This window comes from Micromonospora sp. DT41, from assembly GCF_049841715.1.
Taxonomy (GTDB): domain Bacteria; phylum Actinomycetota; class Actinomycetes; order Mycobacteriales; family Micromonosporaceae; genus Micromonospora; species Micromonospora profundi.
The window spans coordinates 423,686-448,985 of record NZ_JBNCKU010000004.1; the positions used below are offsets into that span (position 1 = coordinate 423,686).

The window sequence follows — 25,300 nt, forward strand, 5'->3', positions numbered from 1 at the left end:
AACCGGCCACGCCGCGTCGTTGAGTCAGGCGATGGTGCAGGCGGTGTTGTTGACGGTGAAGGCCGTCGGCTTCGGGTTGCTGCCGCTGTGGTTGCCGTTGAAGCCGAAACTCACCGACGCTCCGGGCGCGAGCGCGCCGTTGTAGGAGAGGTTCGTGGCGGTGACCGCCGCGCCGCTCTGGCTGACCGTCGCCGACCAGCCCTGGCTGACGGTCTGTCCGCCGGTGAAGCTCCACCGCAGCGTCCAGCCGTTGAGCGCTGTGGTGCCGGTGTTGGTGATCGTCACCGTGGCGGTGAAGCCGGTGCTCCAGTCGTTCGTCACGTACCCCACCGAGCAGGTGCCGCCGACCGGCGGGGGCGCGGTGGTCACCGAGACCGGTGCGGACGCCGCGGAGGTGTTGCCGGCCGCGTCGACGGCCACGACGTAGAACTGGTACGCCGTGGAGGCGGTCAGGCCGGTGACCGCCGCCGTGGTGCCGGTCGGTGAGCCGACGAGCGTGTCGGTGGCGCCGGCCTCGCGGTAGACCCGGTAGCCGGTGACACCGACGTTGTCGGTCGACGCCGCCCAGGTCAGGGTGAGCCCGGTGGCGGTGACCGCCGAGGCGACGGGGGTGCCGGGCGCGGTGGGCGCTGTCGTGTCCGGTGCCGGTCCGGCCGGCGTGGTGACGCTGGCGGCGGCCGACGACGCGGACCGGTTGCCGGCGCCGTCGAGGGCCCGCACTGTGAACTGGTACGTCCGCTCCGGCAGCAGTCCGGCCACCGCGAGCGTGTTCGTGGTGGCGGTACGCAGCACCAGCGCGTCGCTGCCCGTCTGCGACTGGGTGATCTCGTAGCCGGCCAGGCCGCTGCCGCCGGTGTCGGTGGACGCGGCCCAGGTCAGCGTGAGCCCGCTCGACGTGACGGCGGAGGCGACGGGGGTGCCGGGCACGCTCGGCGCTGTGGTGTCCGGTACGACCGGTCCCGGCTCGTCGCCCCAGACGCGGGTGGCGCCGGAGTAGAGCGGCACCTTACGGTTCGGCCCGGCGGTGGCCTGGTACGACGGGTCGTTCGTCGGGTCCCAGGTGCCACCCTCGGGCACACCGATCTTGAACTGGACCTCCATCCGGTGCTGCGACTGCCCGGCCGGTGCGATGGTGTGCCCGGTGCAGTCCACCTCGACGTACCAGATGTCGCCGCTGAACTGCTTGGCGGTGGTCGGGGACGGGCAGCCCTGCGTGTAGCCGGCGGTGACCTGCACCGGACCGGTGCCGTCGGGCCGGAAGTAGTACCGGAACTTGCCGTCGGTAAGCGCGCGGGCCGGGAACGCCGACTTGTTGTAGACGATCGCCTTGAGCCCGGTGGCCCGGGGTTCGGCCTGCATGACAGTGGTCTCCACGGTCAGCTCGTCGATGTCCGGCGTCTCGGCGACCGGGAAGTTCGCAAGCGGCGTGCCGCCGTACTCGGAGGTCAGCCGGACCAGCGCGGACGTGAAGCCTGCGTTGTAGTCGGTGGCGACCTCGTTCATCACGTAGTCCGACCGGCTGTCGCTGTACGCGTCGTTGGGCGAGGACGGGCCGCCGACAAGCGCGCCGTAGAGGGTGTGCCGGGTCTCGACGGGCACGGTCTGGCTGTCCCACCAGGAGCCGTGCGCGGTGCGGTGGTGCGGGTTGCGCGGCGAGTTGGCGCCGAACCCGATGACGTAGCTGGAGCTGCGCGGGTTGTCGCCGAGCGCGTAGTTGATCTGCCGGACGGCGAAGTCGTGGTAGCGCGTCTTGCGCGTGGTGTCGGTTGTCTTGTCGCTGTAGACGAGCGCGGCGAAGGACGTGTTGGCGGCGTAGCGCAGCGCACCCCAGGAGTCGAGCACCGCCATTCCGCCGGGCGAGTACGGCACGCGCTGGCCGTTGACCCCGACGGTCCAGTAGTCCAGCCAGCGGTTGGCGTCGTCGACGTACTTCTGCTTGCCGGTCAGGTTGGCCAGCAGCACGTACGCGCCGAACTGCTTGTTGTCCCAGGCGATCGTCCACTTGTAGGAGCGGGTGGTGGTCTGGTTCTCGGTGCCGAGCTTGTCGTACTCGCTCTCGGCCTTGGCGAGGTAGGTGGCGTCGCCGGTGGCCCGGTACAGCCAGATGGCGCCCCACACCAGCTCGTCCTGCCAGCCGCTCCACGAGCGGTAGAAGCTGGTCGCGTCGGTGATGCACTCGTGGTAGGACTTCCGCACGGTGTCGGCGAACGTGTAGAGCTGCCGGGCGTGCGTGAGGAGCTTGTCGGCGTAGGCGGCGTCGGTGGGCCGGAACACCATCGAGGATGCGGCCATCGCGGCCGCCGTCTCACCGGCCAGGTCCGCGCCGCCACAGCTCGCATCGATCTTGTACGCGGGTCGCGCCATCTGCATGACCTCTGCCGGACCCCACCACTTGTGGTCGTCGTCGCCCTTGCCGACCTGCCCGTAGAGGACGTTGGCCGACGGGTGCGCCTTGATGAAGTAGTCGTTGACGAACCGTAGGTTGTTGAGCAGGTGCGGCAGTTGCCCGGAGGACGTGTAGCCGCTGCGGTACTCCACCGCGCCCCACGCCAGCATCGTGGCGCTGAACGCCATCGGGAAGCCGAACTTGACGTGGTCACCAGCGTCGTACCAGCCGCCGGTGAGGTCGAGCCCCGCGTCGGCGCCGTCGGTGAGTGCGCTGTCGCCCCGCCAGGAGACCCGGTTCCAGTCAGGGAGCCGGCCGGACTGCTGCGCCTCGTAGAAGAGCAGCGACTTCTGCAACGCCTCGGCGTAGTTGAACGCCGGCGCGGCGGACGCCGGTCCGGCCGGTGGCGCGGCGACAGCGAGGGACAGCCCGGTGAGCAATGCGACACCGGCGGCCAGCAACCGCCGGGGCCAGGGCTGGTCAGCGACCGGAGACCGGCCGGGGTGGCCGGTGGACGGCCCTGTCAGGTGACGCATGGCAGGCTCCTGTCGGAGGCGCCGCCGGTGGTCGCACCAACGCGGGACGGCGTGGGGCGGCACGGCCACCGGCGACAGCGGGGGTGGCGGTGTGACCACGGGCAGCCGTGGAAGCGCTCCCATGGATAAGCGACAATGTATCGGGCGCGTGGCCGGTTGGGAAGCGGCCCAGTTTCTCGTACTCACGGGTAACCGCCGGCAGTCACCCTGAGCTATCTCACATTATCGATGGATGTCGATTGAAGAACGAGTGGAACCGCAGCTCGGAAGCCATCCGTCCACCTCGATGACGCAGGCGCACGGGCCATCGAGCCCCTGCCATACGAACGTACTGTTGCTGACCCGCTACTCGCCGCGAGACAGTACCGATCACCAGCGGTGCCATCGACGCCGCCGCTCCCCCGGCAACCAGAGGAGAACGCGATGGCACTACGACTCGCCGAGGGCACCGCCTGGTCCGACGTCCTCGCCCGCGCGGTGGCCGCCACCCCCGAGGCGTTCGGCGCCGACGTCGACGGCGTCACCACGCTGCACAACCTCATCGAAGGCGACTGGCGGGCAGTGGGTCGCCCCGCACCCGCCCGCACGCCCGTGGACAACACAGTCATCATCAACCTGCCCCGGCTCGACGCCGACAGCGCCCGCGCCGCCGTCGCGTACGCCGCCAACGCCCACCGGGCCTGGGCCGCGACCCCACTGGCCGACCGCAAGGCCCGCGTCGCCGACGCGCTGGAGGCCCTCACCGCGCACCGCGACCTGCTCGCCCTGCTGCTGGTCTGGGAGATCGGCAAGCCGTGGCGGCTGGCCTGCGCCGACGTCGACCGGGCACTCGACGGCGTCCGCTGGTACTCCGAAGAGATCGACCGGATGCTCGCCGACGGCCGTGAACCGCTGCCCGGCCCGGTCAGCAATATTGCTTCTTGGAACTACCCGATGAGCGTCCTGGTGCACGCCGAGTTGGTGCAACTGCTGGCCGGCAACGCGGTCATCGCAAAGACCCCGTCGCAGGGCGGCGCGGTCTGCCTGACCGTTGCGCACGCGCTGATGCGCCGGGCCGGACTGCCCGCCACCCTCGTCTCCGGCGGCGGCGAGGAACTGTCCGAAGTGCTGGTCCGCGCACCCGAGATCGGCGCTGTGGCCTTCGTCGGCGGCCGGTCCAACGGTGGCAAGGTCGCCGCCGCGCTGCTCGACAGCGACAAGCGGCACTTCATCGAGCAGGAGGGGCTCAACGCCTGGGGCATCTGGAACTTCTCCCAGTGGGACCTGCTCGCCACCCACCTCAAGAAGGGCTTCGAGTACGGCAAGCAGCGCTGCACCGCGTACCCCCGGTTCGTGGTCCAGCGCGACCTGGTCGACGAGTTCCTCGACATGTACCTGCCGGTCGTACGCTCGGTCCGCTTCGGCCACCCGCTGGCCGTCGGCGACGACTGGACCGCCGGCGACCCACTCCCCGAGCTGGACTTCGGGCCGCTGATCAGCGCCGCCAAGGCCGACGAGCTGCACCGCAAGGTCGACGAGGCGGTCCGCGGCGGTGCGGTGCCCCTGCACCGGGGCAAGCTGACCGGCGCGCCGTTCCTCCAGGGTCAGGACACCTCCGCGTACGTCGCGCCGTCGGTGCTGCTCGCACCGCCCGGCCGGTCCCGGCTGATGCACGCCGAACCGTTCGGGCCCGTCGACACGATCGTCGTGGTGGACACCACCGACGAGCTGCTGGCCGCGATGAACGCCTCCAACGGCGCGCTTGTCGCCTCGCTGGCCTGCGACGACACCGACGAGGCCGCCAAGCTCGCCGTGGACCTGCAGGCGTTCAAGGTGGGCATCAACAAGCCCCGCTCGCGCGGCGACCGGGACGAGCCGTTCGGCGGCCGGGGCGCCTCCTGGAAGGGCGCGTTCGTCGGCGGCGACCTGCTGGTGCAGGCCGTCACAGTGGGCGGCGACGACCGGCTGTACGGCAACTTCCCCGACTACAACAGCTACCCCGCCACCTAATGCAAGGAAGGGCCCCCTGTTAACGCCTGATGTAGAGCAGGGGGCCCGCATTAACAGCGCAGCGTCGCGTACCGTCGAGCGGTGGCGATGATCGAACAGCTCTCCCTGGGCGTGTCCGACCCCGAGCGCGCGGGACGGTTCTGGGCCGCAGCCCTCGGCTACCGCCGCCGGGCACCTCGATATGACGGTGACGAGTGGATAGTGCTGGAGCCGCCGCCAGGAACGTCGGGCATGGCCATCGCCATGGACCTCAGCGAGAGCGCGGTGCAGGAGTTTCCTCGGCTTCACATCGACCTGGACGCTGGCGAACGCAGCCTCGATGAGGAGCTCGACCGGCTACTCGCGCTCGGCGCCCAGCGGGTGGACTGGCGCCACTACCCCACGGATCCCCACCCGACCGAACCGCCGTACGTGGTCCTCGCCGACCCGGAGGGCAACCGGTTCTGCCTGTCGGGCCGCCGCGAGCCCTCCGCGCGTTGACCCGGCCGTAAGCCGCCCCGGCGGTTAACAAGGGGCCCTTCCTATGCACCAGGCGTTAAAAGGGTGCCCTTCCTTTCTGCGGCCAGTGGCACTGTGAGGTTGAGCAGGGTGCCGTCGCGTTCGGTCACCGTGGGGCGGTCCAGCCGCCGCAGCGTACGCAGCATCGGGGTGTTCTCGGCCTGCACGTGCAGCACGAGCGCCTCGTAACCGGCCGCGTCGGCGTGCCGGGCCAGCCGGCGCAGCAGCGCCGAACCGAGCCCACGCCGCTGCCAGTCGTCGCGTACCAGCAGCGCCACCTCGGCCTCGTCGCCCTCGCCGAGCAGGTTGGCCATGGCGACAACGGACTCCGCCGCACCGTCGGAGGCCGCCGCCGTGGCCAGCAGTGTCAACCCCCGGTTCGGCTCCAGCACACGGCGCAGCCGGGCCGGCTGGCGCAGCGACGCTCCGCCCAGGTAACGCCGCTGCCGGCTTCGCGGGGAACAGCCCTCGTGCAACTCCAGAACGCCCGACAGGTCGTCCGCGCAGGCCGGACGGACGGCGACCTCGGCGCCGTCGGGCAGCACCAGTGTGACCTGCTCGGCGGCCCGACGCGCCACCGTCGCGGCCAGCTCGACCAGGGCCTGCGCCCGCGCGTACTCCGCCGGGGTGAAGGCCGGCGCCGCCCGCCGCAACGTGAACGAGCCGCCCGCCGGGTCGGCCAGCAGCATCGTCGCGTCGACGATGCCCCGCTCGGCATTTGCCGACGCCGGCCGCCAGCTGACCGAGTCGGCGCCGAGCAAAGCCCGTAGCGCCTCGCCTGCCGCGTCCGGGTCGCGGACCAGGCGGTTGGCCAGCCCGAGCATCCGGGTGGGCTGGTCGACAAGGCCACGCGCCTCGCTGCGCGCCACCCAGCAGTGCCGGCCGCGACCCCGCTCGACGGCGGCGATCAGCTCGGCCTCGTCGAGCGTGTCCGGTGCGTCGACGAGGAAATCGTCCACCGCACCCTGTTCGGTGGGCTGCACCTGCACGGTGAGGATGTTGACCCCACGCAGCGCCAGGCTCGCCGTGAGGACCGACAGGTAACCCGGCCGGTCGTCCACGGTGGCCCTGATCCGCCACAACGTCATGGTTGGCTCCCTTCCCCACGTCAGAGCCTCGTCCCCGGCTGTTGCCGCCCGATTGCCCGGCGGTGTCGAGCCCGGAAATCTCCGACCGGTCAGGGGCCGGCGACCACCGGCGGCGCGCCCACCAGGTCCAGCCGGTCGCCGAGGATCACCGCGCTGGCCCGGACGAGCTGGGTGAGCCGGTCGACCTCAGTGCTGTGGAAGTTCGCGGCGCAGAGCGTCTCGCTGTACTCCCGGGCCACCACCAGCACCAGGCCGGCCCGGCCGAACGGCGTGATCGCGTGGTGGGTGCCGTCGGGCGTGGTCACCGACCGGCCGCGCAGCGGCGTCACCTCCGGCAACCGCGGGGGTACGGGCGCACGCCAACTCGCGTGCCCCACCGTGGCACCGCCGCCTCCTGTCCGCGAAGCCCAGTCGACAGGCACCACGGCCGCCACCGCCCAGTCCGCCGCCAGCAGCCCCGGCACCGCGTCGACAAGGGTCGCGAGACCGTCGGCCGGGTTGGCCGCTACCTGGGCCAGCAGCTCCGCGTCCTGCCCGGTGGTGGTGGGCGCGCCGATCGCCCGCCACACACCGTCCACCCGTACGCCGGGGATCGCCGCGAGGCCGGCCAGCAGCCGCTCGACCCGGGCCGCGCCCGGCCAGACCACAGTGAAGTCGTCCACAGCGCGCCCGCCGAGGCGTTCGAGGACCACCACCTGGACGATGTCCGCGCCGGAGACACCCAGCGTGCGGGCGACCTGGCCGAGGGTGCCCGGACGGTCCGGCAGGGTGACCCGAACTCGCAGCAACATGTCTGTCCCTCCGCTCGGCGGGCCGGCGAGGGCCGGCAGGCTGGTTACAGCCTGTGAGGTGACCATTTCGCCCCTGTTGCAGGGGCATGTCCCGAGGGGAAAATCTGACCTTGACAACGTGAGCGGGCTGCCATCAACTAGTCGGATGACCGATCCGGCCGTCGATGTGCCCCGGACGGGCGCGGTTCCGGCCTCCCCCGCCGGCCTCGACCTCGATCGACTCGCCGGCTACCTGGCGGAGCACCGGCCCGGGTTGGCGGCGGGGCCGTTGCAGGCACGACTGATCGCCGGCGGCAAATCCAACCTCACCTACCTGCTGCGCCTCGGCGACCGCGAGGTGGTGCTCCGCCGGCCCCCGCTGGGGCACGTGCTGGCGACAGCCCACGACATGGGCCGCGAGTTCCGGGTCATCTCGGCGCTGGCCCCGACCGCGGTGCCGGTGCCCGACGCGCTGCTGCTCTGCACCGACCCTGACGTGATCGGCGCGCCGTTCTATCTGATGGAACGGGTGCCCGGCGAGGTGTTCCGCACCCGCGCTCAGACCGACCCGCTCGGCGACGACCGACGCCGCGCACTGGCCATGGCGATGATGGACACGCTCGCCGCGCTGCACACCGTCGAACCCGCCGCCGTCGGGCTTGACGACTTCGGCCGCCCGGACGGCTACCTGGCCCGGCAGATCCGCCGCTGGGCCGGGCAGCTCGACCGCTCGCGCAGCCGCGACCTGCCCGGCATCGACGAGCTGCGGGATTTGTTGGCGGCGACCGCACCGGAGGGCGCCAACGCCGGCCGGATCGTGCACGGCGACTACCGGCTCGACAACCTCCTCGCCTCGGCCGACCCGGTGGCCGTGCACGCCGTCCTCGACTGGGAGATGGCCACCCTCGGCGACCCGCTCGCCGACCTGGGCCTGCTGCTGACGTACTGGGACGTGCTGGGTGGCAGCGAGACGGCCGCCGGCAACCCGGTCGCCGACGGGCTCGGCCCGCACGCCGGGTTCCCCACCGGCGCCGAGCTGATCGACAGGTACGCAGGCCGCAGCGACGTCGACGTCGGCCCGCTGCACTGGCACGTGGCGTTGGGCTGTTTCAAGCTCGCTGTGATCTGCGAGGGCATCCACTACCGGCACACCCTCGGCCAGACGCTCGGCGAGGGCTTCGACCGCATCGGCGACATGGTGGCACCGCTGGTCGCGCACGGGCTGACCGCCGCCAGGGAGCGGTGATGGACTTCTCGTACGACACCCGGACCGAGGAGCTGCGCGACGAGCTGACCCGGTTCCTGACCGAGCACGTCTACCCGGCCGAGGCCGTGCACGCCGAGCAGGTGGCAGCCGGCGACCCGTGGTCGCGTACCCCGGTGCTGGCCGAACTGAAGGCGGAGGCCCGCAGGCGCGGCCTGTGGAACCTGTTCCTGCCCGACCCGCGTTACGGCGCCGGCCTGACCAACCTCCAGTACGCGCCACTTGCCGAGCTGACCGGCCGCAGCCCGCACCTGGCACCGGAGGCGGTCAACTGCGCGGCACCGGACACCGGCAACATGGAGTTGCTCGCCGAGTTCGGTTCCGAGGCGCAGCGAAAGCGGTGGCTCATGCCGCTGCTGGAGGGCGAGATCCGCTCCGCGTTCTGCATGACCGAGCCGGACGTCGCGTCCTCCGACGCCACGAACATCGCCACCCGGATCACCCGCGACGGCAACGAGTACGTGATCAACGGACGCAAGTGGTGGTCGTCCGGGGCGATGGACCCGCGCTGCGAGATCTTCATCGTGATGGGCAAGACCGACCCCGCAGCCGAGCGGCACCGCCAGCAGAGCATGGTGCTGGTCCCGCGGGACACCCCAGGGGTGACGGTGCGCCGGGGCATGCACGTCTTCGGCTACACCGACGGCTCGCACGGCGGGCACGCCGAGATCGACTTCACCGACGTGCGGGTGCCCGCGGAGAACCTCATCGGCGCCGAGGGCACCGGCTTCGCCATCGCCCAGGCCCGCCTCGGACCGGGCCGCATCCACCACTGCATGCGGCTGATCGGCATGGCCGAACGGGCACTGGAACTGCTCTGCCGCCGGGCCAACGAGCGGATCGCGTTCGGCCGACCCCTCGCGGAGCAGGGCGTCGTCCGGGAGTGGATCGCCGAGTCGCGGGTCCGCATCGAACAGGCCCGCCTGCTGGTGCTCAAGACGGCGTGGCTGATGGACACCGTCGGCAACAAGGGCGCCCACACCGAGATCCAGGCCATCAAGATCGGCACGCCGGCGATGGCGGAGTGGGTGATCGACAAGGCCATCCAGGGGTACGGCGGCGCGGGCGTCAGCCAGGACACCCCGCTGGCCGCCCTGTGGGCGCAGGCACGCACCCTACGCCTGGCCGACGGCCCCGACGAGGTCCACCGCAACTCCCTAGCCAAACGCGAACTCCGCCGCTGGACCCCCACCCCCGCCTAAACCCCGAGCACCCAAACGCAGCCCGCCGCCAGCCGCACACCCAGGTGCCAAGCGCGTAGCCCGAGCCACCCCCTGCCGCACGCGCCGCGCACGATCGCCCGCGCCACCCCTGCCGCACGCGCCGCGCACGATCGCCCGCGCCGCCCGTGCCGCGCACGATCGCGCGTGCCGCCCGCGCCGCGCACGATCCTGGATGTAGTGGCCTCCCCCACCCCCAACATCACTACAACAAGGATCGAGCACGATCACGCCGCCCCCACCCCGACGATCATGAGGTTGACGGGACGTTTTGCCCGAAACGCTCCCGCTAACCTCATGATCACCCGAGCGGTGGGGCCGGGCGGGGCAGTGCAGCGCGGGCAGCGCGAGGGTGAGGGCGAGACGGGGCAGCGCGAGGGCGGGGCAGCGCAGGGCGAGGTGGGTCAGGCGGAGGCTCGGTGGATCAGCTGGGTGTCCAGGAGGATGTGTTGGGCGGGGATGTCTTCGCCACGGATGCGGGCCACCAGCAGGCGGGCCATCTGCCGGCCCATCTCCTCCACCGGCTGGAAGACCGTTGACAGCGGCGGGTCGGCCTGCCGGGCGACCGGCGCGTCGTCGAAGCCGATCACCGCGACGTCCTCGGGGACCCGTCGGCCGAACTCCCGCAGGGTACGCAGCGCACCGAACGCCATCAGGTCGGACGCGACGAACACCGCGTCCAGATCCGGGCAGGCGTTCAGCAGCCGGCGCATGCTTGTCGCGCCGCTGCCCTCGCTGAAGTCGCCGTACGCGATCAGGTCCGGGTTGACGCCGGACCCGGTGGCCTTGACCGCCTCGGTGTAGCCGGCCAACCGGGCCAGGCCCACCCCCATGTCCTGCGGGCCGGCGATTGTGGCGATCCGACGGCGGCCCTGGCCGGTGAGGTACTCCACCGCCTGCCGTGCTCCGCCAACGTTGTCCACATCGACGAACCAGGCCGGCTGCGCGCCGGGTTGCAGCATCCGGGCCGGCCGGCCGCCGAGCACGGCGGGCAGGTTCCGCTCCTCCAGCAGGGTCGGCAGCGGGTCCGAGTCGTGCAACGACAACAGGAGTACGCCGTCGACGTGCTGGTTGGTCAGGTGGTGCTCGACGCGCTCGCGCTCCACCGGTGACTGGGCCATCGCCAGCCAGAGCTGCATGGGCGTCTCCAGCAGCCCGGAGCTGATCCCCCGCACGATGCCTGCGAAGAACGGCTCGGTGAAGACCCGCTCGCCGGATTCGGACACCACCAGCGCCACGGAGTCGGTTCGTTGGGTGACCAGTGCGCGGGCCGCCCTGTTCGGGACGTACCCCAGCTCGGCGATCGCCTGTTGGACCGCGGCCCGGGCCTCCGGGCTGACCTGAGGCGAGCCGTTGACCACGCGGGAGACCGTGCCCCGACCCACGCCGGCGCGCGCCGCGACCGCGTCGAGGGTCGGGCGCCCGAGCGACCGGGTGCGCTGCGTTGTCATCGTCTGCTCCTCCGACGGCGGGCGGGCCTGGCGCCACCTGCGGGAGGTGGACACCAGGACCGCCCTGATGGCTGGCCCGAGCCTATTGTGCGGCCAGACCGTTGCGTCGGATCACCGAGGCGTACCACCTGGCGCTGGACTTGGGGATCCGGGTCTGGGTGTCGTAGTCGACATGGATCATGCCGAAACGCTTTGTGTAACCCCAGGCCCATTCGAAATTATCCATCAGCGACCAGGCGAAGTAGCCCTTCAGGGGCACCCCTGCATCGATTGCCTCGTGCGCGGCGCGTAGGTGGGCGTCGAAGTAGCCCAGCCGGTCGACGTCGTCGACCTGCCCGTCGACGACCTCGTCGACGAACGCGGAGCCGTTCTCGGTGACGTAGAGCGGCAGGTCGGTGTAGTCCTCGTGCACCCGACGCAGCGTCTCGACAAGGCCCGGGGCGTCGATCTCCCAGCCCATGTCGGTGACCGGGAAGCCCCGGCTGACGAACCGGACGTCTTCGCTGCCCGGCCAGCAGGACGGTGCCCGCCAGTACGGCTCCGGCTCGGCGCCCTCGGCAGGAGCCGCGACGACGTGCCGGCTGTAGTAGTTGATCCCGACCAGGTCCAGCGGCGTGGAGATGATCGCCAGGTCGCCGTCGTGCACGTGATCGAAGTCAGTCACCGTACTGAGGTCGGACACCAGATCCGCCGGGTACGACCCGCGCAGCAGCGGGTCGAGGAAGAAGCGGTTGGCCAGCCCGTCGATCCGCCGGGCCGCGTCCACGTCGGCGGGGGCGTCGCTGGCCGGGTCGACCGGGTAGAGGTTGACGGTCACACCCACCTCGGCAGTGGGCCGTGCCGCCCGCAGCGCCTGCACGGCAAGCCCGTGCCCGAGCATCAGGTGGTGTCCGGCGCGGACGGCGTCCGCCCCGTTCGACCGGCCCGGCGCGTGCACGCCCGAGCCGTAGCCCAGGAACGCCGAGCACCACGGCTCGTTCAGCGTCGTCCAGTAGCGCACCCGGTCACCGAGCGCGTCCGCCATCAGCGTCGTGTAGTCGGCGAACCGGGCGGCGGTGTCCCGCGACGGCCAGCCACCGGCGTCCTCCAACTCCTGGGGAAGGTCCCAGTGGTAGAGGGTGAGCCACGGCTCGATGCCGTTGGCGAGCAACTCGTCGACGAGGCGCTTGTAGAAGTCCAGGCCCTGCCGGTTGGCAGCGCCCGTACCGCCGGGCTGCACCCGGGGCCAGGAGACCGAGAAACGGTACGACTTGAGGCCCATCTCCGCCATCAGCGCGACGTCGCCGCCGAGCCGGTGGTAGTGGTCGCACGCCACGTCGCCGGTGTGCCCGGCGACCACCAGGCCGTCGGTGTGGCTGAACGTGTCCCAGATCGAGGGGGTACGGCCGTCGTCGGCCGCAGCCCCTTCGATCTGGTATGCCGCGGTCGCGGCACCCCACAGGAAACCGGGTGGAAAGGTCAGCCCCGGGCGTTCGTCGAGGACGTCGACGGCGGGTGGGCTGGCGGGGTTGCTCACGACTTGACGGCACCTTCCATGATCCCGCCAATGATCTGGCGGCCAAACACGAGAAAGACGATCACCAGGGGGATGGTGCCGATCGCCGTGGCGGCGAACACCTGGGAATAGTCGGTGTAGTAGGCGTACGAGAGGAAGGAGAGCGAGACCTGGAGGGTCGGGTTCTCCGGGGTGAGGATGGCGTACGGCCAGAGGAACGAGTTCCAGGTCTCCATGAAGGTCAGCAGACCGAGGACACCGGCGGCGGGACGCAGCGCGGGCAGCACGATGCTCCAGTAGATCCGGAACGTGCTCGCACCGTCGACGCGGCCGGCCTCGATCAGCTCGTCGGAGATCGCCTGGCTGGCGTACTGCCGCATCATGAACACGCCGAACGCGCTGACCAGGAACGGCACGGTGACCGCGTAGAGGGTGTCGTACCAGCCCAGGTCCTGCATCATGCCCCAGAGCGGGATGAGGCCCATCTGGGTCGGGATCATCATGGTGACGATGATCGCCAGCAGGAGGGCGTTGCTGCCCCGGAACCGCAGTTTGGCGAAGGCGAACCCGGCCAGCGAACCGGTGAGCACCACCGACACGGTGACCACCGAGGAGACGATGATCGAGTTCATCATGCCGGTGAGGAAGTTGGCGGCGTCGTTGTCGAGCACCCGCCCGAAGTTGTCACCGAACGCCCCGCCGGGGGTCAGCGGCGGCGGCACGTCGTTGATGTTGTCCAGGCTGCGAGTGCCGATCACCACCATGTAGTAGAACGGGTAGATCGACAGCAGCGCTGCCAGGACGAGCGCCATGTAGGTCAGCGGGCTGGTGCGCCACAGGCGCTGGGAAGCCGAGATCATCGATCTCTCCTCACTTCGCCGAGCGGCGGACGAGTAGGAAGTTGAACAGCGACACCACGACGATGATCATGAAGATCGCCCAGGCGACCGCGGCTCCGTAGCCGGCGGTGTTCAGGTTCACGATGCCCATCTCGTACATGTACATGGCAAGCGTCTGGAACTCCCGCTGGTTGCCGCCGATGATGTTGCCGTTGCCGAAGAGCAGGGGCTCGGTGAAGAGCTGCATGCCGCCGATCGTGGACAGGATGACCACGAAGATGAAGGTGGGCTTGAGCATGGGCAGGGTGATCTGCCAGAACTGCCGCCACGGGCTGGCGCCGTCGATCGCCGCAGCCTCGTAGAGGTCCTTCGGGATCGCCTGCATGCCGGCGAGCAGGATCAGGGTGTTGTACCCGGTCCACCGCCAGTTGACCATGGAGGAGATGGCGGTCCAGGAACTCCACCGCTGCCCGTCCCAGTCGACCGGGTCGACACCGACGAAGCTGAGCAGCCAGTTGAACAGGCCGAACTCCCGCTGGAACAGCATCCCGAAGACGATCGCGACAGCGGCCACCGACACCACGTTCGGCATGAAGATGGCCATCCGGAAGAAGGTCTTGGCGCGCAGGAGGGTCCGGTTGAGCAGGTTCGCCAGGAAGAGGGCGAGCAGCAGCTGCGGGATGGTCGACAGGGCGAAGATGCCGAACGTGTTGACCAGCGCGTTCCAGAAGTACTCGTCGGACATCAGCCGGGTGTAGTTGTCGAAGCCGATGAACGAGCGATCGCCGATCATGTCCCAGTCGTGCAGAGACATCCAGGCGGTACGCAGCATCGGGTACAACCCGAACGCGCCGAAGATCAGAAAGAACGGGGCGATGTAGAGGTACGGCGAGTACTTGACATCGAGACGGTTGAGAAGCCTTCCCCGGCGACGTCGGGAAGAGACGTCGCGAGAAGGAGGTGCTGCTGGCGACGGCGGCGCCGTCGTGGCCGACAGGCTCATGCGAATTTCCTTTTCCGGCGAGGCCCGGGGGCCCTCGCGCAGGGTGCTACGCGGAGGGGACCGGCCGGTGGCGTCCGGGAAACCCCGAACGCCACCGGCAGGGAATCACTCAGAAGGCACCCTGAGTCTTGGCGTCCTTTGTGAACTGCTCCCAGGCCTTCGCCTTGTCGGCCTGCCCGTTCTCGAACGCCCGCAGGGCCGGCTCGAGCGCGTTCTCCTTCACCGCCTGGTGCTTCGGACCCAGGTGGACGGGCTGGATCTTGGCGACGCTCTCCCCGAAGATCTTGCCGGTCGGCGCGTTGCTGAAGTACTCGTTGGTGTAGCCGAGGAACGCCGGGTCCTTCAGCGCCTCCAGGTTGGTGGGCAGCGGGCCCTTGGCCTTGAAGGCCTCCACCTGGCTCTTCGCGTTGGTCAGGTACTCGGCGAGCTTCGCCGCCTCCTTCGGGTACTTGCTCTGCGCCGGAACCGCGAGCCACGAGCCGCCCCAGTTGCCGCCGCCGCCCGGAACGGACGCGACGTCCCACTTGCCCTTGTTGGCCGGACCGGAGTTGTCCGACACGATGCCGAGCATCCAGGACGGGCAGAAGGTGGCCGCGAAGGTGCCCTGCTTGAAGCCACCCGACCACTCCGGCGACCAGGTCGACGCCTTGGCGGAGATGTCCACCATCGAGGTGGCGGTGTCCCAGGCGTTCTTCACCGCGGGGCTGGTGTCCGCGATGATGTTGTCTTCCTTGTCGTAGAACAGGTCCCCGTTGCCCTGGAAGAGCACACCGTTGGAGACGGCGGTGATCGAGTCGATGAACGCCTTGCCGCCACTGCCCTGCTTGTACTTCAGACCGGCGTCGTGGAAGCCCTTCCAGTCCGACCAGAGCGCCGACACCTGGTCACGCTCGGTGGGCAGGCCGGCCGCCTGGAACAGGTCCTTGCGGTAGCAGACGGCGAGGCTGCCGACGTCGGTCGGCAGGCCGATCAGCCGGCCGTCCGGCGCCTTGCCCAGCTCCCACTTCCAGGGCAGGTATTCCTTCGAGTGGTCGGCGACCAGCGGGGCGAGGTCCTCCCAGTTGCGCGCGTTGGGCTTGAACTCGTTGAGGATGCCCTCTTCCAGGGCGGTGACGTCCGCCGCGCCCTTGCCGGTGGCCAGGTAGCGGACCAGCTTCGGCCGGTACTCACCGAGCTGCGCGGTCTTGCGCAGCTCGACCTTGATGCCGGTGTCCTTCTCGTACTGCTTGACGAGCTCGTCGTAGCCCATCTCGCCGAAGGTGTCGACGATCAGCTTGGCCGGCTTCTCGCCGGCCGCCGGCTTGTCGTCGTCCTTGCCGCATGCCGTAAGACCGCTGACGGCGGTGATCGCGGCCAGGGCAGCGACCGCCAGGCGGGTACGCCGCGTGGTGAGGCGCATCTGTAACCCCTCTTTCGGTGGTGAGGCTTTTAGTCGGGTGTGGTGGGGGTGCTGGTGGCGAATCCCGGTGGGCGCTGCCACGGATCGCACCCGGCGCGCGGCGGGTGACCCGCACCACTCCGGGAGCGCTCCCATGAGATTGCCGGCACGGTCCGGGGGTGTCAATAGACCATTGGGAGCGTTCCCAGATCGTTACCGCCCTGTTTCAGGCGGGCACTCCCAGGGCTGATCAAGGGCATGCATACCCTGGCGAGGCCGCCCAGGACCGTCAGCAGAAGCGACGCAGCAACGTCGTGGTGACGGCCGGGTCGAAAAACGTGGGGTCGAAGCCGTCGGCGACCCAGTCGCTGAGCATGACCCGCTCCGGATGCGTCGGATCCGACAGGGCAGCCAGCAACGCGTGGTAGCCCACCGGGCCACCGATGCCCTCCGGCGGGCAGGCCCACTCGCCGTCCAGGCAGATCGGGTACCGCTCGTCGGGGTCGGCGGTCAGCGCGTCCTCCACGACGAGGTCGTGCTCCCACCAGTCGGTGAAGTCGTACGTGTAGGAGAACCGGCTGCCCTTGCCGAGCACCGCGTCCAGCCGCACGTCCAACTCGTCGTGCAGCGCCAGGTCCCCGTCCGGATCGGGCTCGCCGTACTGCACGGCGTCGATCTCGAACGAGTGCAGATGGCAGTCCCGCCAACCCATCGCGTGCTGCACCACCCGGTGCAGCCTGTCGAGCGTGTAGCCGGCGGGGACGAGCACCCGGCGCCACACCGGCGGGCGGACACCTGCGACGGACATCTTCAGCTGGAAGATCTGACGCGGCATGCTGTCCTGTCCTCCCCGCGGCTTAGGCTGCCAGCATGATCTGCCGAGCGTGCCGGGCCCGGCGACACGACGACTGCCCGGGCCGGAACTGGTGCGACTGCCAGCACCGTACCGCCCAACCGACCCCTCCCGTCACTGGTCCGGCCGGCGAATGACCGTCGGAATCCCGATTCGACGCCTCTGGCCCGAGCCGTCGACCGAGCCACTCGACGACGCCACGCTCACCGCCCTCTACGGCCGCGCCGACCAGCCCCGACTACGTGTCAACTTCGTCTCCAGCCTCGACGGCGCGGTCACCGTCGACGGCTACTCCGCAGGGCTCTCCGGCGCGCCGGACAAGCGGGTGTTCGGCCTGCTGCGGATGCTCTGCGACGCCCTCGTGGTGGCCGCCGGCACCCTGCGGCACGAGGGCTACCGCGCGGTCCGCCTGAGCGAGAATCGCCGCGCCTGGCGACGGGCGAACGGGCTGGCCGCGTACCCGACGCTTGTGGTCGTCTCCGGCTCGCTGGACCTGGACCCGGCGCAGGCGGCCTTCGCCGACGCGCCGGTCCGGCCGATCGTGCTCACCCACTCCGGGGCCGAGCCGCCGCCCGGCCTGACCGACGTCGTCGACCTGCTGCGCTGCGGCACCGGACGGGTCGACCTGGTCGCCGGCCTGGCCGAGCTGCATCGGCGCGGGCTGACCCAGGTGCTCTGCGAGGGTGGCCCGCACCTGCTCGGCGCGCTCACCGCCGCCGACCTTGTCGACGAACTCTGCCTCACCGTCGCGCCACTGCTCGCCGGCCCCGGCGCCGGCCGGATCACCGCGGGCGACGCCAGCGCGCCCCGGCACCTGCCGCTGCGGCACGTGCTCGCCGCCGACGACGGCGTCCTCATGCTCCGCCACGCCCGCCCGTAGGAACGGCGCAAGAGGGGTACGGGCTGTCGCCGGCCGCACACCCACAGTCGTGAGTGTGACGGGGCATCGTGTCGTCCGCCGCGTCGCGTGGCGACCTGTCGTACTCCTCGGGCAGGATGCACGTCATGCGCGCCGACCGTGTTGCCCGACCGACCCACCTCGCCCGATGACCGACCGCGACCTCGACAGTCCGGGCGAGGCGGTCGGCCGGGTGCTGGGCACCGCCGACGCGACCCCGTTGCAGTTCTGGACGGCCGTGGCGCCCGGCAGCTACCTCCAGCTCGACGACGTGGTGGTCACCCGACGGGACCTGCCCGACCGGGAGCCGGTGACGATCGCCGGGGTGGTCACCCAGGTCCGTGCCCGCCACGAGGGCGCGCAGTTCGACTCGGACGTCTTCGCCATCGCCGACGGCACGCTGCCGGCGCAGGTGCAGGAGGCGGCCGAGGTCACCACAACGCGTGTCGACCCGGAGCTCTACGTGCCGCCGACCCCTGGCGCGGTGGTACACCGGGCCGAGGGCGACGCACGCGCACGCGCGCTGCACTTCGACCGGATGGAACGGCGCATCCCGATGGGCATGGGCCGCGACGGGGTGCCGGTCTACCTCAACGCCGATTTCCTCGACGGCAGCCGTGGCGCGCACGTCTCGATCTCCGGCATCTCCGGAGTGGCCACCAAGACGAGCTTCGCCACGTTCCTGCTCTACTCGGTGTTCCGCTCCGGGGTGCTGGGCGGTGACGCGGTGAACGCCAAGGCGCTGATCTTCAATGTCAAGGGCGAGGACCTGCTGTTCCTCGACCACCCCAACACCCGGCTCGACGAGCCGACCCGCGCGGCGTACGCGAAGCTTGGGCTGAGCGCCGGCGCGTTCCCCGACGTGCGGGTGTACGCCCCGCCGCGCCCCGGCGACTCGTCGGGCACTCCCGACGTGAGCAGTCGGCTCACCGGCGTCGACAGCTTCTACTGGACGCTAAGCGAGTTCTGCGCCGACCGTCTCCTGCCGTACGTGTTCGCCGACGCCGACGACGAACGCCAGCAGTACACGATGGTGGTCCACTCGGTCACCGCGCACCTGGCCCGCTACGCGCAGCCGGCAGACGGCGGGGTGAGCATCGACGGCGTGCGGCTCGGCTCCTACGGCGATCTGGTCGACCACATCGTCGACCAGCTCAACGACGACGAAACCCGCTCCGACTGGGCGGGCAGCGCGGTCGGTCTGGGCACCGTCAACGCGTTCGCCCGGCGGTTGATCGGCAGTAAGAAGGACCTGGCCCGGCTGATCCGCGGCGACCTGGCCACCCGCCGCCCGCACTCGATCAACACCAGCGAGTCGGCCCAGGTCACAGTGGTCGACCTGCACAACCTCCCGGACCGCGCGCAGCGGTTCGTGGTCGGTGTGACGCTCAAGAGCGAGTTCGAGCGCAAGGAGAAGTCGGGCACCGCCAAGCCGCTGCTCTTCGTCGTCCTGGACGAGCTCAACAAGTACGCCCCACGGGAAGGCTCGTCCCCGATCAAGGAGGTGCTGCTCGACATCGCCGAGCGGGGCCGGTCGCTCGGGGTGATCCTGATCGGCGCGCAGCAGACGGCGAGCGAGGTGGAGCGGCGCATCGTCACGAACTCGGCGATCCGGGTGGTCGGCCGGCTCGACCCGGCCGAGGCGTCCCGCCCGGAGTACGGGTTCCTGCCGCCCGCGCAGCGGCAGCGGGCGTTGCTGGCCAAGCCGGGCACCATGTTCGTCAACCAGCCGGACATCCCGGTGCCGCTGTGCCTGGAGTTCCCCTTCCCGGCGTGGGCGACCCGGGTCTCCGAGGCGGGCCGGGCACCATCGGAGACGCTGCGTTCGATCACCCAGTCCGCCGACCCGTTCGCCGTGGTGGGCTCCGGCGGCGGCACCGACGACGACATCCCGTTCTAGGTAGGGGCCAGCGCAGCTATGAAGATCCTGCACACCTCCGACTGGCACGTGGGAAAGGTGCTCAAGGGGCAGTCCCGGGCCGAGGAGCACAAGGCCGTCCTGGCCGGGGTGATCGACATCGCCCGCGCCGAGCAGCCGGATCTGGTGATCGTCGCCGGTGACCTCTACGACACGGCCGCGCCCACCTCCGAGGCGACCCGGTTGGTCACGCGTGCGTTGACGGCGCTGCGGCGTACCGGCGCGGACGTGGTGGCGATCGGCGGCAACCACGACAACGGTCCGGCGCTTGACGCGCTGCGGCCGTGGGCCGAGGCCGCCGGCATCACGCTACGTGGCGGCGTACGGGAAAATCCGGACGAGCACGTGATCGACGGCACCACCGCCGACGGGGAGCGGTGGCAGCTGGCGGCGCTGCCGTTCCTGTCCCAGCGGTACGCGATCCGCGCGCTGGAGATGTACGAGCTGACCGCCGCGGAGGCCAACCAGACGTACGCCGATCACCTGGGCCGTGTGTTGGCCCGGCTCACCGAGGGCTTCACTGAGCCGGACCGTGTGCATCTTGTCACCGCGCACGTGACGGTGACCGGGGCCGCTGCCGGTGGCGGCGAGCGGGACGCGCACACGGTGCTCGGCTACGCGGTGCCGGCCACAGTCTTTCCGGCCAACGCGCACTACGTGGCGCTGGGCCACCTGCACCGGGCGCAGCGCGTCGAGGGCCCGTGCCCGGTGCGCTACAGCGGCAGCCCGCTCGCTGTCGACTTCGGCGAGCAGGAAAACGTCCCCTCGGTAACGTTGGTCGAGGTCACCGCCACCACCGCCGCCCGGATCCGGGAGGTGCCGGTGACGGCGGCGAGCGCGCTGCGCACAGTGCGGGGCACGCTGGCCCAGCTCGCCGAGATCGAGGCGCCGGACGCGTGGCTGCGCGTGTTCGTGCGGGAGCAGCCCCGCGCCGGCCTGCGCGAGGAGATCCAGGAACTTCTCCCCCGGGCGTTGGAGATCCGGATCGATCCCGAGTTGCTCGCCACGCCGGGCAGTGGCGCCCGCATCGCGCAACGCTCGGGACGCTCGCCCCGGGAGTTGTTCGCCGACTACCTGGACAGCCGGGGGCACTCCGACGAGGGTGTCCGGGAACTCTTCGACGAGCTCTTCGAGGAGGTCGATCACTGATGCGTCCGATGCGATTGGACATGGCCGGTTTCACGGTCTTCCGCGACGAGACGACAATCGACTTCACCGACGCCGATTTCTTCGCCCTGATCGGCCCGACCGGCTCGGGTAAGTCCACTGTGCTGGATGCCATCTGCTTCGCCCTCTACGGCATGGTTCCCCGTTGGGGTGGCCCGCGAGGGCTTGCCAACGCGCTCGCGCCGTCGGCCGCCGAGGCCCGGGTGCGGCTGGTGTTCGAGTCCGGCGGCGCCCGGTACGTGGCGACCCGGGTGGTGCGCCGGGACGGCCGGGGCAACGTCAAGACCGCGAACGCCGGATTGCAGCTGATGCCGGCCGGGTTCGACGTGACGAAGCTGGACACCGGTTTGAGCCCGGACGACCTCGGCGAGGTGGTGGCCGGTACGCCCGCCGAGATGGAGCAGGCGGTGCTGGAGGCGGTGGGGCTGCCGTACGAGCAGTTCACCAGTTGCGTGGTGCTGCCGCAGGGCCAGTTCGCCGATTTCCTGCACGCCAAGCCGGCGACCCGGCAGCAGATCCTGGTCAACCTGCTGGGCCTGGGCGTCTACGAGGACGTCCAGAAGAGGGCGTCGGCGCGCGCCGCGCAGGCGGAGGCCCGGCTTGACGCGGTCGACCAGTTGCTCGCCGGCCTGACGGGTGTGGACGACGAGGCGTTGGCCGAGGCCGACGCCCGGGTCGACCGGATGGTCGAGTTGGCCGGTGCGGTGACCGCCGCTGTGCCGGAGTTGGCGGCGGCCCGGGCGAGGGCGCGAGAGGCGGCGGCGGCGCTGACCGCGCTTGACGACGAGCTGACAGTGCTGACCGGGATCAAGGCGCCGCGCGGGGTTGCCGAGGTCGCCCGCGCGGTGAGTGCGGCACGGGCCGAGGCCGAGGCGGCTGCCACCGCCGTGTCGCTTGCCGAGGAGCGGGAGGAGAAGCTGCGCGGCGAACTGGCCCGTGCCGGGGACGAAAGCGCGCTTCGACTGCTGCTGCGGGCGTACGACGATCGGGGCCGGCTGACCGGCGAGGCCGAGACGGTCCGGGCGACGGTGCGCGCGGCGCACGACGAGCACACGGCGGCTGTGGCCGCGCTCGCCGCAGCCCGCGCGGACGCCGAACGGGCCGACGCCCAGTTGGAGGCGGCGTTCCGGGCACACGAGGAGGCGAAGGCCACCGACCTGGCGGTAAGCCTGCGGGCGCACCTGCACGCGGGCGCGCCCTGCCCGGTCTGCGAGCAGCCGGTGGCGCAGGTGCCTGCGGTCCCGGCCGACTCGGCGGTGGCCGCCGCCACTGCGGCCGGCAAGGCGGCGCGGGCCGCCACCAAGGCCGCCCAGGCGACGGTGCAGCAGCGGGACGCGGCGGCGCGCGACCTGGAGCGGCTGCTGGTGCAGGCTCGTGCCCGGCAGGAGCAGGTGGACGCCCGGCTGGCCGACCTCGACGGGCAGCTCGCCGGCGCGGCCGAGCCGGCAGTGCTGCACCGGGAGTTGGCCGAGCACGCCCGGCTGCGGCGCGCCCTTGACGAGGCGGCGACCGCAGTGCGGGCCGGCCGGGACAGCGCCCGTCAGGCCCACGCCGGGGTGGACGCCGCCGAGGAGCGGTTGCGTGCTTCCTGGCGGGCCTTCGACACCGCCCGCGACGGGCTGGCCCGGTTCGGACCGCCCGCCACCGACCGGGACGACGTGGCAGCCGCGTGGACGGCGCTGACCGGGTGGGCGAGCACCGAGGTGGAGCGCCGGCGCGCCGACCGGGCGGCTCGGGCCAGCGTCGTCGCGGAGGCCGAGGCGGCTGCCGACGCGGTGCAGCAGGGCATCGCCGCCATCTTCGCCGCCGCAGATGTGCCGGTCGCCGACGATCCGGTGCGTGCCGCGACGGTGGCGGTGGAGCGGGCCGAGGGTGACCGGCGCCGGCTGGCCGAGCGGCGCGAGCAGGCCGGGGCGCTGCGGGAGCAGCGGGCCGGGCACGAGCGGGAGGCTCAGGTGGCGCGCGCGCTCGCCGGGCACCTGCGGGCCAACAACTTCGAGCGGTGGCTGCTGGCCGAGGCGTTGGATCTGCTTGTCGACGGCGCGTCGGGCATCCTGCGGGAGCTGTCCTCCGGCCAGTACGAGCTGGTGCACGACAAGGGTGAGTTCTTCGTGGTCGACCAGCACGACGCCGGACTGCGTCGCGGTGTGCGCACCCTGTCCGGCGGTGAGACGTTCCAGGCGTCGCTGGCGTTGGCCCTCGCGCTGTCCGAGCAGTTGGCAGGCATGTCGACGACAGCGGCGAGCCTGGAGTCGATCGTCCTGGACGAGGGTTTCGGCACCCTTGACGCCGCCACTTTGGACACTGTCGCTGCGACCTTGGAGAACCTGGCCGCCCGGGGTGACCGGATGGTCGGCGTGGTCACCCACGTCCCGGCGCTTGCCGAACGCATCCCGGTCCGCTTCGAGGTGCGCAAGGATGCCCGTTCGGCGCGGGTCGAGCGGACGGGCCGGTGAGCGCGAGGAGCGCAGCGCAGCGGAGCCCCGCAGTCGCGAACGAAAGGCCAGCCCGGTGAGCGCGAGGAGCGCAGCGCAGCGGAGCCCCGCAGTCGCGAACGAAAGGCCAGCCCGGTGAGCGCGAGGAGCGCAGCGCAGCGGAGCCCCGCAGTCGCGAACGAAAGGCCAGCCCGGTGAGCGACGCGGCTTTCTTCGTCGACTCGTGGGACCCGGCCTACGGCGCGTCGTTCGAGGCGTCCTCGTCGGGGCCGGCCGCGCCGAGCAGCGCGCAGGTCGACGCGGACGTGGAGCTGCCCGCCGTGGACTGGCGGGCGATAGGGGTACGCGCGGGCGTGCGGTCGCCGGACGTGGTGCTGCTCGTCGACGGAGTCCGCCGGATCGACGCGAGTATCTGGACGGCCGAGGCCGACGGGGGGTCGTTCCCGGGGTTGGCCGCCTCGTACGCGGCGGGGGTGGTCCGCTGCGATCTGGGTCGGGGTGCGGCGCAGCTGGCCGGGACCCGGGTCGGTCGGGGTCTGTTCACGGCGAGCCCGTCGGCGCAGGACGTGGTGGCGGGAGCGATCCGCTATCCGGTGCACCGGGTGGGTGGCACCGGTGAGCTGGCGAAGCTGCCGGCGGCGGTGCAGGGCCCGTTGACTGCACTGGAGGTGGCGGTGTCCGACGCCGCCCGGGTCGACGGCGACCTGCTGGTGGTGGACGGCCCGCTGCGGAGCCGTCGGCAGTTGCCGCGCACGTTGGGCTACATCAAGACCCAGCACAGCCAGTACCTGGACGCCCGGTTGACGGCGGTGGTGACAGGCCTGGCGTCGGGTGAGCGTTCGCCGGTGTTCCGGCTCGGCACGGCCTGGGGTGGCTGGTCGTGGTATTTGCGGCTGCCGGTGGCGCTCGGGGCGCCGTGGGCGGGCATCGTACGGGTGGAGTGTTCGGCCGACCTTCCCGTGGAGGCGGCGATCGAGCTGGCCGACCTGTCGCTTGTCACCCTGCCCCGGTTCGCGTCCACGCCGTACAAGGATCCGCGTGCACCGCAGAACCTGGTACCGATCGCCGGTCTGGAGCGCCGTCTGCGGGCGCTGCTCGGTGATTCCCGGCTGCTGCACCGCGCGTTGACCGCCGCGGCCCGCGTCGGCCGTTGATCGGGTCTGGTCACTGTGGGGCGTAAGCGGGCGAATGACCGGCTGGTGGAGCAGGTGGACACCGGGCAGGCGGAGCTTGTTCCGGACCCGGATCGGGCGGGTTCGTGGACGCTGCTGCTGGATGGCGCGCCGCAGTCGCACGTCGATCTGACCGACCCCACGCATCTGGAGTTCGAGTACGTCCGGCGGCTGGCCGCCGCACTGGACCTGATCGCGCCGGCCGGGCAGCCGCTGCGGGTGCTGCACCTCGGTGGTGGCGCGCTGACCTTGCCCCGGTACGTCGCCGCGACCAGGCCGAAATCCACCCAGCGGGTGTCCGAGGTGGACGGTGCGCTCGTGGAGTTGGTGCGTCGAGCGTTGCCCTGGCCGGCCGATGCCCGGCTGCGGGTGCGAGTGGAGGACGCGCGGGCTGTGCTGGCCGGGACGCGCGACGCCAGCTACGACGTGGTGGTCGCCGACGTCTTCGCCGGCGCCCGTACCCCGGCGCATCTCACCTCTGTGGAGTACGCCGCCGAGGTGGCCCGTGTGCTCAGCCCGGCGGGCTGGTATCTGGCGAACCTTGCCGACGGCCCGCCGCTGCGGCACGCCCGTGGTCAGGTCGCCACTGTCCGCGCGGTGTTGCCGCAGGCGTGCCTGGTCGGGGACGCGGCGGTGCTGCGTGGCCGCCGGTACGGCAATCTGGTGCTGGTGGCCGGCCGGTCCACTCCCCCGGTGCCGGAGTTGACCCGGCGGGCGGCGGGTGACTGGTTTCCCGGTCGGGTGGTGGCCGGCGACGACCTGGACCGTTTCGTCGGTGGCGCACAGGTGGTGCGTGATGCCGACGCGACCGGCTCGGATCCGCCGCCGCCGGGCCTGTTCTCCGTCCGTCGCTGACGTCGCCGCAGAACTTTTTCCCGGATTGTTGATCCGCTCGCCTCGCCGGTGCGTACCACCGGGCGGCTCGCCTTGTGGGGGCGGC

19 protein-coding genes are annotated in these 25,300 nt (G+C 71.2%); 10 read left to right on the top strand and 9 right to left on the bottom strand.

Annotated features, from left to right (window positions below):
• Positions 1-24: 24 nt before the first annotated feature.
• Positions 25-2,922, bottom strand: a complete 2,898-nt coding sequence (locus ACLQ23_RS10520; RefSeq protein WP_355597142.1) for a glycoside hydrolase family 9 protein — start codon at positions 2,920-2,922, stop codon at positions 25-27.
• 423 nt (positions 2,923-3,345) lie between these two features.
• Here ACLQ23_RS10520 and ACLQ23_RS10525 point away from each other — a divergent pair, with 423 nt between their 5' ends.
• Both ACLQ23_RS10525 and ACLQ23_RS10530 read left to right on the top strand, forming a co-directional pair.
• Entirely contained in the window at positions 3,346-4,911 is a 1,566-nt protein-coding gene (locus tag ACLQ23_RS10525) for an aldehyde dehydrogenase family protein (protein ID WP_355597144.1), read from the top strand.
• A gap of 87 nt (positions 4,912-4,998) precedes the next feature.
• Entirely contained in the window at positions 4,999-5,391 is a 393-nt protein-coding gene (locus ACLQ23_RS10530; protein WP_355629146.1) for a VOC family protein, read from the top strand.
• 41 nt (positions 5,392-5,432) lie between these two features.
• Here the strand turns inward: ACLQ23_RS10530 and ACLQ23_RS10535 are convergent, their stop codons facing one another.
• Complete coding sequence (locus ACLQ23_RS10535) at positions 5,433-6,497, bottom strand: GNAT family N-acetyltransferase (RefSeq protein WP_425880589.1); 1,065 nt, start codon at positions 6,495-6,497, stop codon at positions 5,433-5,435.
• Positions 6,498-6,586: 89 nt separating this feature from the next.
• The gene (locus tag ACLQ23_RS10540) at positions 6,587-7,288 is read right to left on the bottom strand and encodes an amino acid-binding protein (RefSeq protein WP_053653660.1); all 702 of its coding nucleotides are present in this window, start codon (positions 7,286-7,288) and stop codon (positions 6,587-6,589) included.
• A 145-nt stretch (positions 7,289-7,433) separates the two neighbouring features.
• Between ACLQ23_RS10540 and ACLQ23_RS10545 the strand changes: the two genes are divergently transcribed.
• Positions 7,434-8,513 carry a phosphotransferase family protein gene (locus ACLQ23_RS10545; protein ID WP_355598131.1) on the top strand — a complete coding sequence of 360 codons (1,080 nt, stop codon included), beginning with the start codon at positions 7,434-7,436 and terminating at the stop codon, positions 8,511-8,513.
• Positions 8,513-9,733: an acyl-CoA dehydrogenase family protein gene (locus ACLQ23_RS10550; protein ID WP_355598133.1), complete on the top strand. Its 1,221-nt coding sequence runs from the start codon at positions 8,513-8,515 to the stop codon at positions 9,731-9,733. The genes ACLQ23_RS10545 and ACLQ23_RS10550 overlap by 1 nt, the downstream gene beginning before the upstream one ends.
• Before the next feature lie 422 nt (positions 9,734-10,155).
• Here ACLQ23_RS10550 and ACLQ23_RS10555 read toward each other — a convergent pair whose 3' ends face one another.
• The 6 genes from ACLQ23_RS10555 to ACLQ23_RS10580 form a co-directional block, all read right to left on the bottom strand.
• On the bottom strand, positions 10,156-11,202 hold the full coding sequence (locus tag ACLQ23_RS10555; RefSeq protein ID WP_053653530.1) for a LacI family DNA-binding transcriptional regulator: 1,047 nt from the start codon (positions 11,200-11,202) through the stop codon (positions 10,156-10,158).
• Between the two features lie 82 nt (positions 11,203-11,284).
• Positions 11,285-12,718 (bottom strand): GH1 family beta-glucosidase, encoded by a 1,434-nt coding sequence (locus ACLQ23_RS10560; protein WP_053653529.1) that lies wholly within the window; start codon positions 12,716-12,718, stop codon positions 11,285-11,287.
• Entirely contained in the window at positions 12,715-13,557 is an 843-nt protein-coding gene (locus tag ACLQ23_RS10565; RefSeq protein ID WP_355598136.1) for a carbohydrate ABC transporter permease, read from the bottom strand. Before ACLQ23_RS10565 ends, ACLQ23_RS10560 begins: the two co-directional genes overlap by 4 nt.
• Positions 13,558-13,567: 10 nt before the next feature.
• The gene (locus tag ACLQ23_RS10570) at positions 13,568-14,539 is read right to left on the bottom strand and encodes a carbohydrate ABC transporter permease (RefSeq protein WP_355598137.1); all 972 of its coding nucleotides are present in this window, start codon (positions 14,537-14,539) and stop codon (positions 13,568-13,570) included.
• Positions 14,540-14,648: 109 nt separating this feature from the next.
• Positions 14,649-15,938: an ABC transporter substrate-binding protein gene (locus tag ACLQ23_RS10575; RefSeq protein ID WP_355598139.1), complete on the bottom strand. Its 1,290-nt coding sequence runs from the start codon at positions 15,936-15,938 to the stop codon at positions 14,649-14,651.
• A gap of 268 nt (positions 15,939-16,206) precedes the next feature.
• Complete coding sequence (locus tag ACLQ23_RS10580) at positions 16,207-16,752, bottom strand: plasmid pRiA4b ORF-3 family protein (RefSeq protein WP_355629082.1); 546 nt, start codon at positions 16,750-16,752, stop codon at positions 16,207-16,209.
• Positions 16,753-16,903: 151 nt separating this feature from the next.
• Here ACLQ23_RS10580 and ACLQ23_RS10585 point away from each other — a divergent pair, with 151 nt between their 5' ends.
• The 6 genes from ACLQ23_RS10585 to ACLQ23_RS10610 all read left to right on the top strand — a co-directional run bounded on the left by ACLQ23_RS10585 (position 16,904) and on the right by ACLQ23_RS10610 (position 25,215).
• Positions 16,904-17,650 (top strand): pyrimidine reductase family protein, encoded by a 747-nt coding sequence (locus ACLQ23_RS10585; protein WP_425735408.1) that lies wholly within the window; start codon positions 16,904-16,906, stop codon positions 17,648-17,650.
• A gap of 166 nt (positions 17,651-17,816) precedes the next feature.
• A complete protein-coding gene (locus ACLQ23_RS10590) occupies positions 17,817-19,568 on the top strand; it encodes an ATP-binding protein (RefSeq protein ID WP_355629076.1) in 1,752 nt (583 codons plus the stop codon).
• Between the two features lie 18 nt (positions 19,569-19,586).
• Entirely contained in the window at positions 19,587-20,735 is a 1,149-nt protein-coding gene (locus tag ACLQ23_RS10595; protein WP_355629073.1) for an exonuclease SbcCD subunit D, read from the top strand.
• Positions 20,735-23,209, top strand: a complete 2,475-nt coding sequence (locus tag ACLQ23_RS10600; protein WP_425880590.1) for an AAA family ATPase — start codon at positions 20,735-20,737, stop codon at positions 23,207-23,209. The genes ACLQ23_RS10595 and ACLQ23_RS10600 overlap by 1 nt, the downstream gene beginning before the upstream one ends.
• A 173-nt stretch (positions 23,210-23,382) precedes the next feature.
• Positions 23,383-24,342, top strand: a complete 960-nt coding sequence (locus ACLQ23_RS10605) for a hypothetical protein (protein ID WP_355629067.1) — start codon at positions 23,383-23,385, stop codon at positions 24,340-24,342.
• Between the two features lie 15 nt (positions 24,343-24,357).
• Entirely contained in the window at positions 24,358-25,215 is an 858-nt protein-coding gene (locus tag ACLQ23_RS10610; protein WP_355629065.1) for a spermidine synthase, read from the top strand.
• The last annotated feature ends 85 nt before the right edge of the window (positions 25,216-25,300 follow it).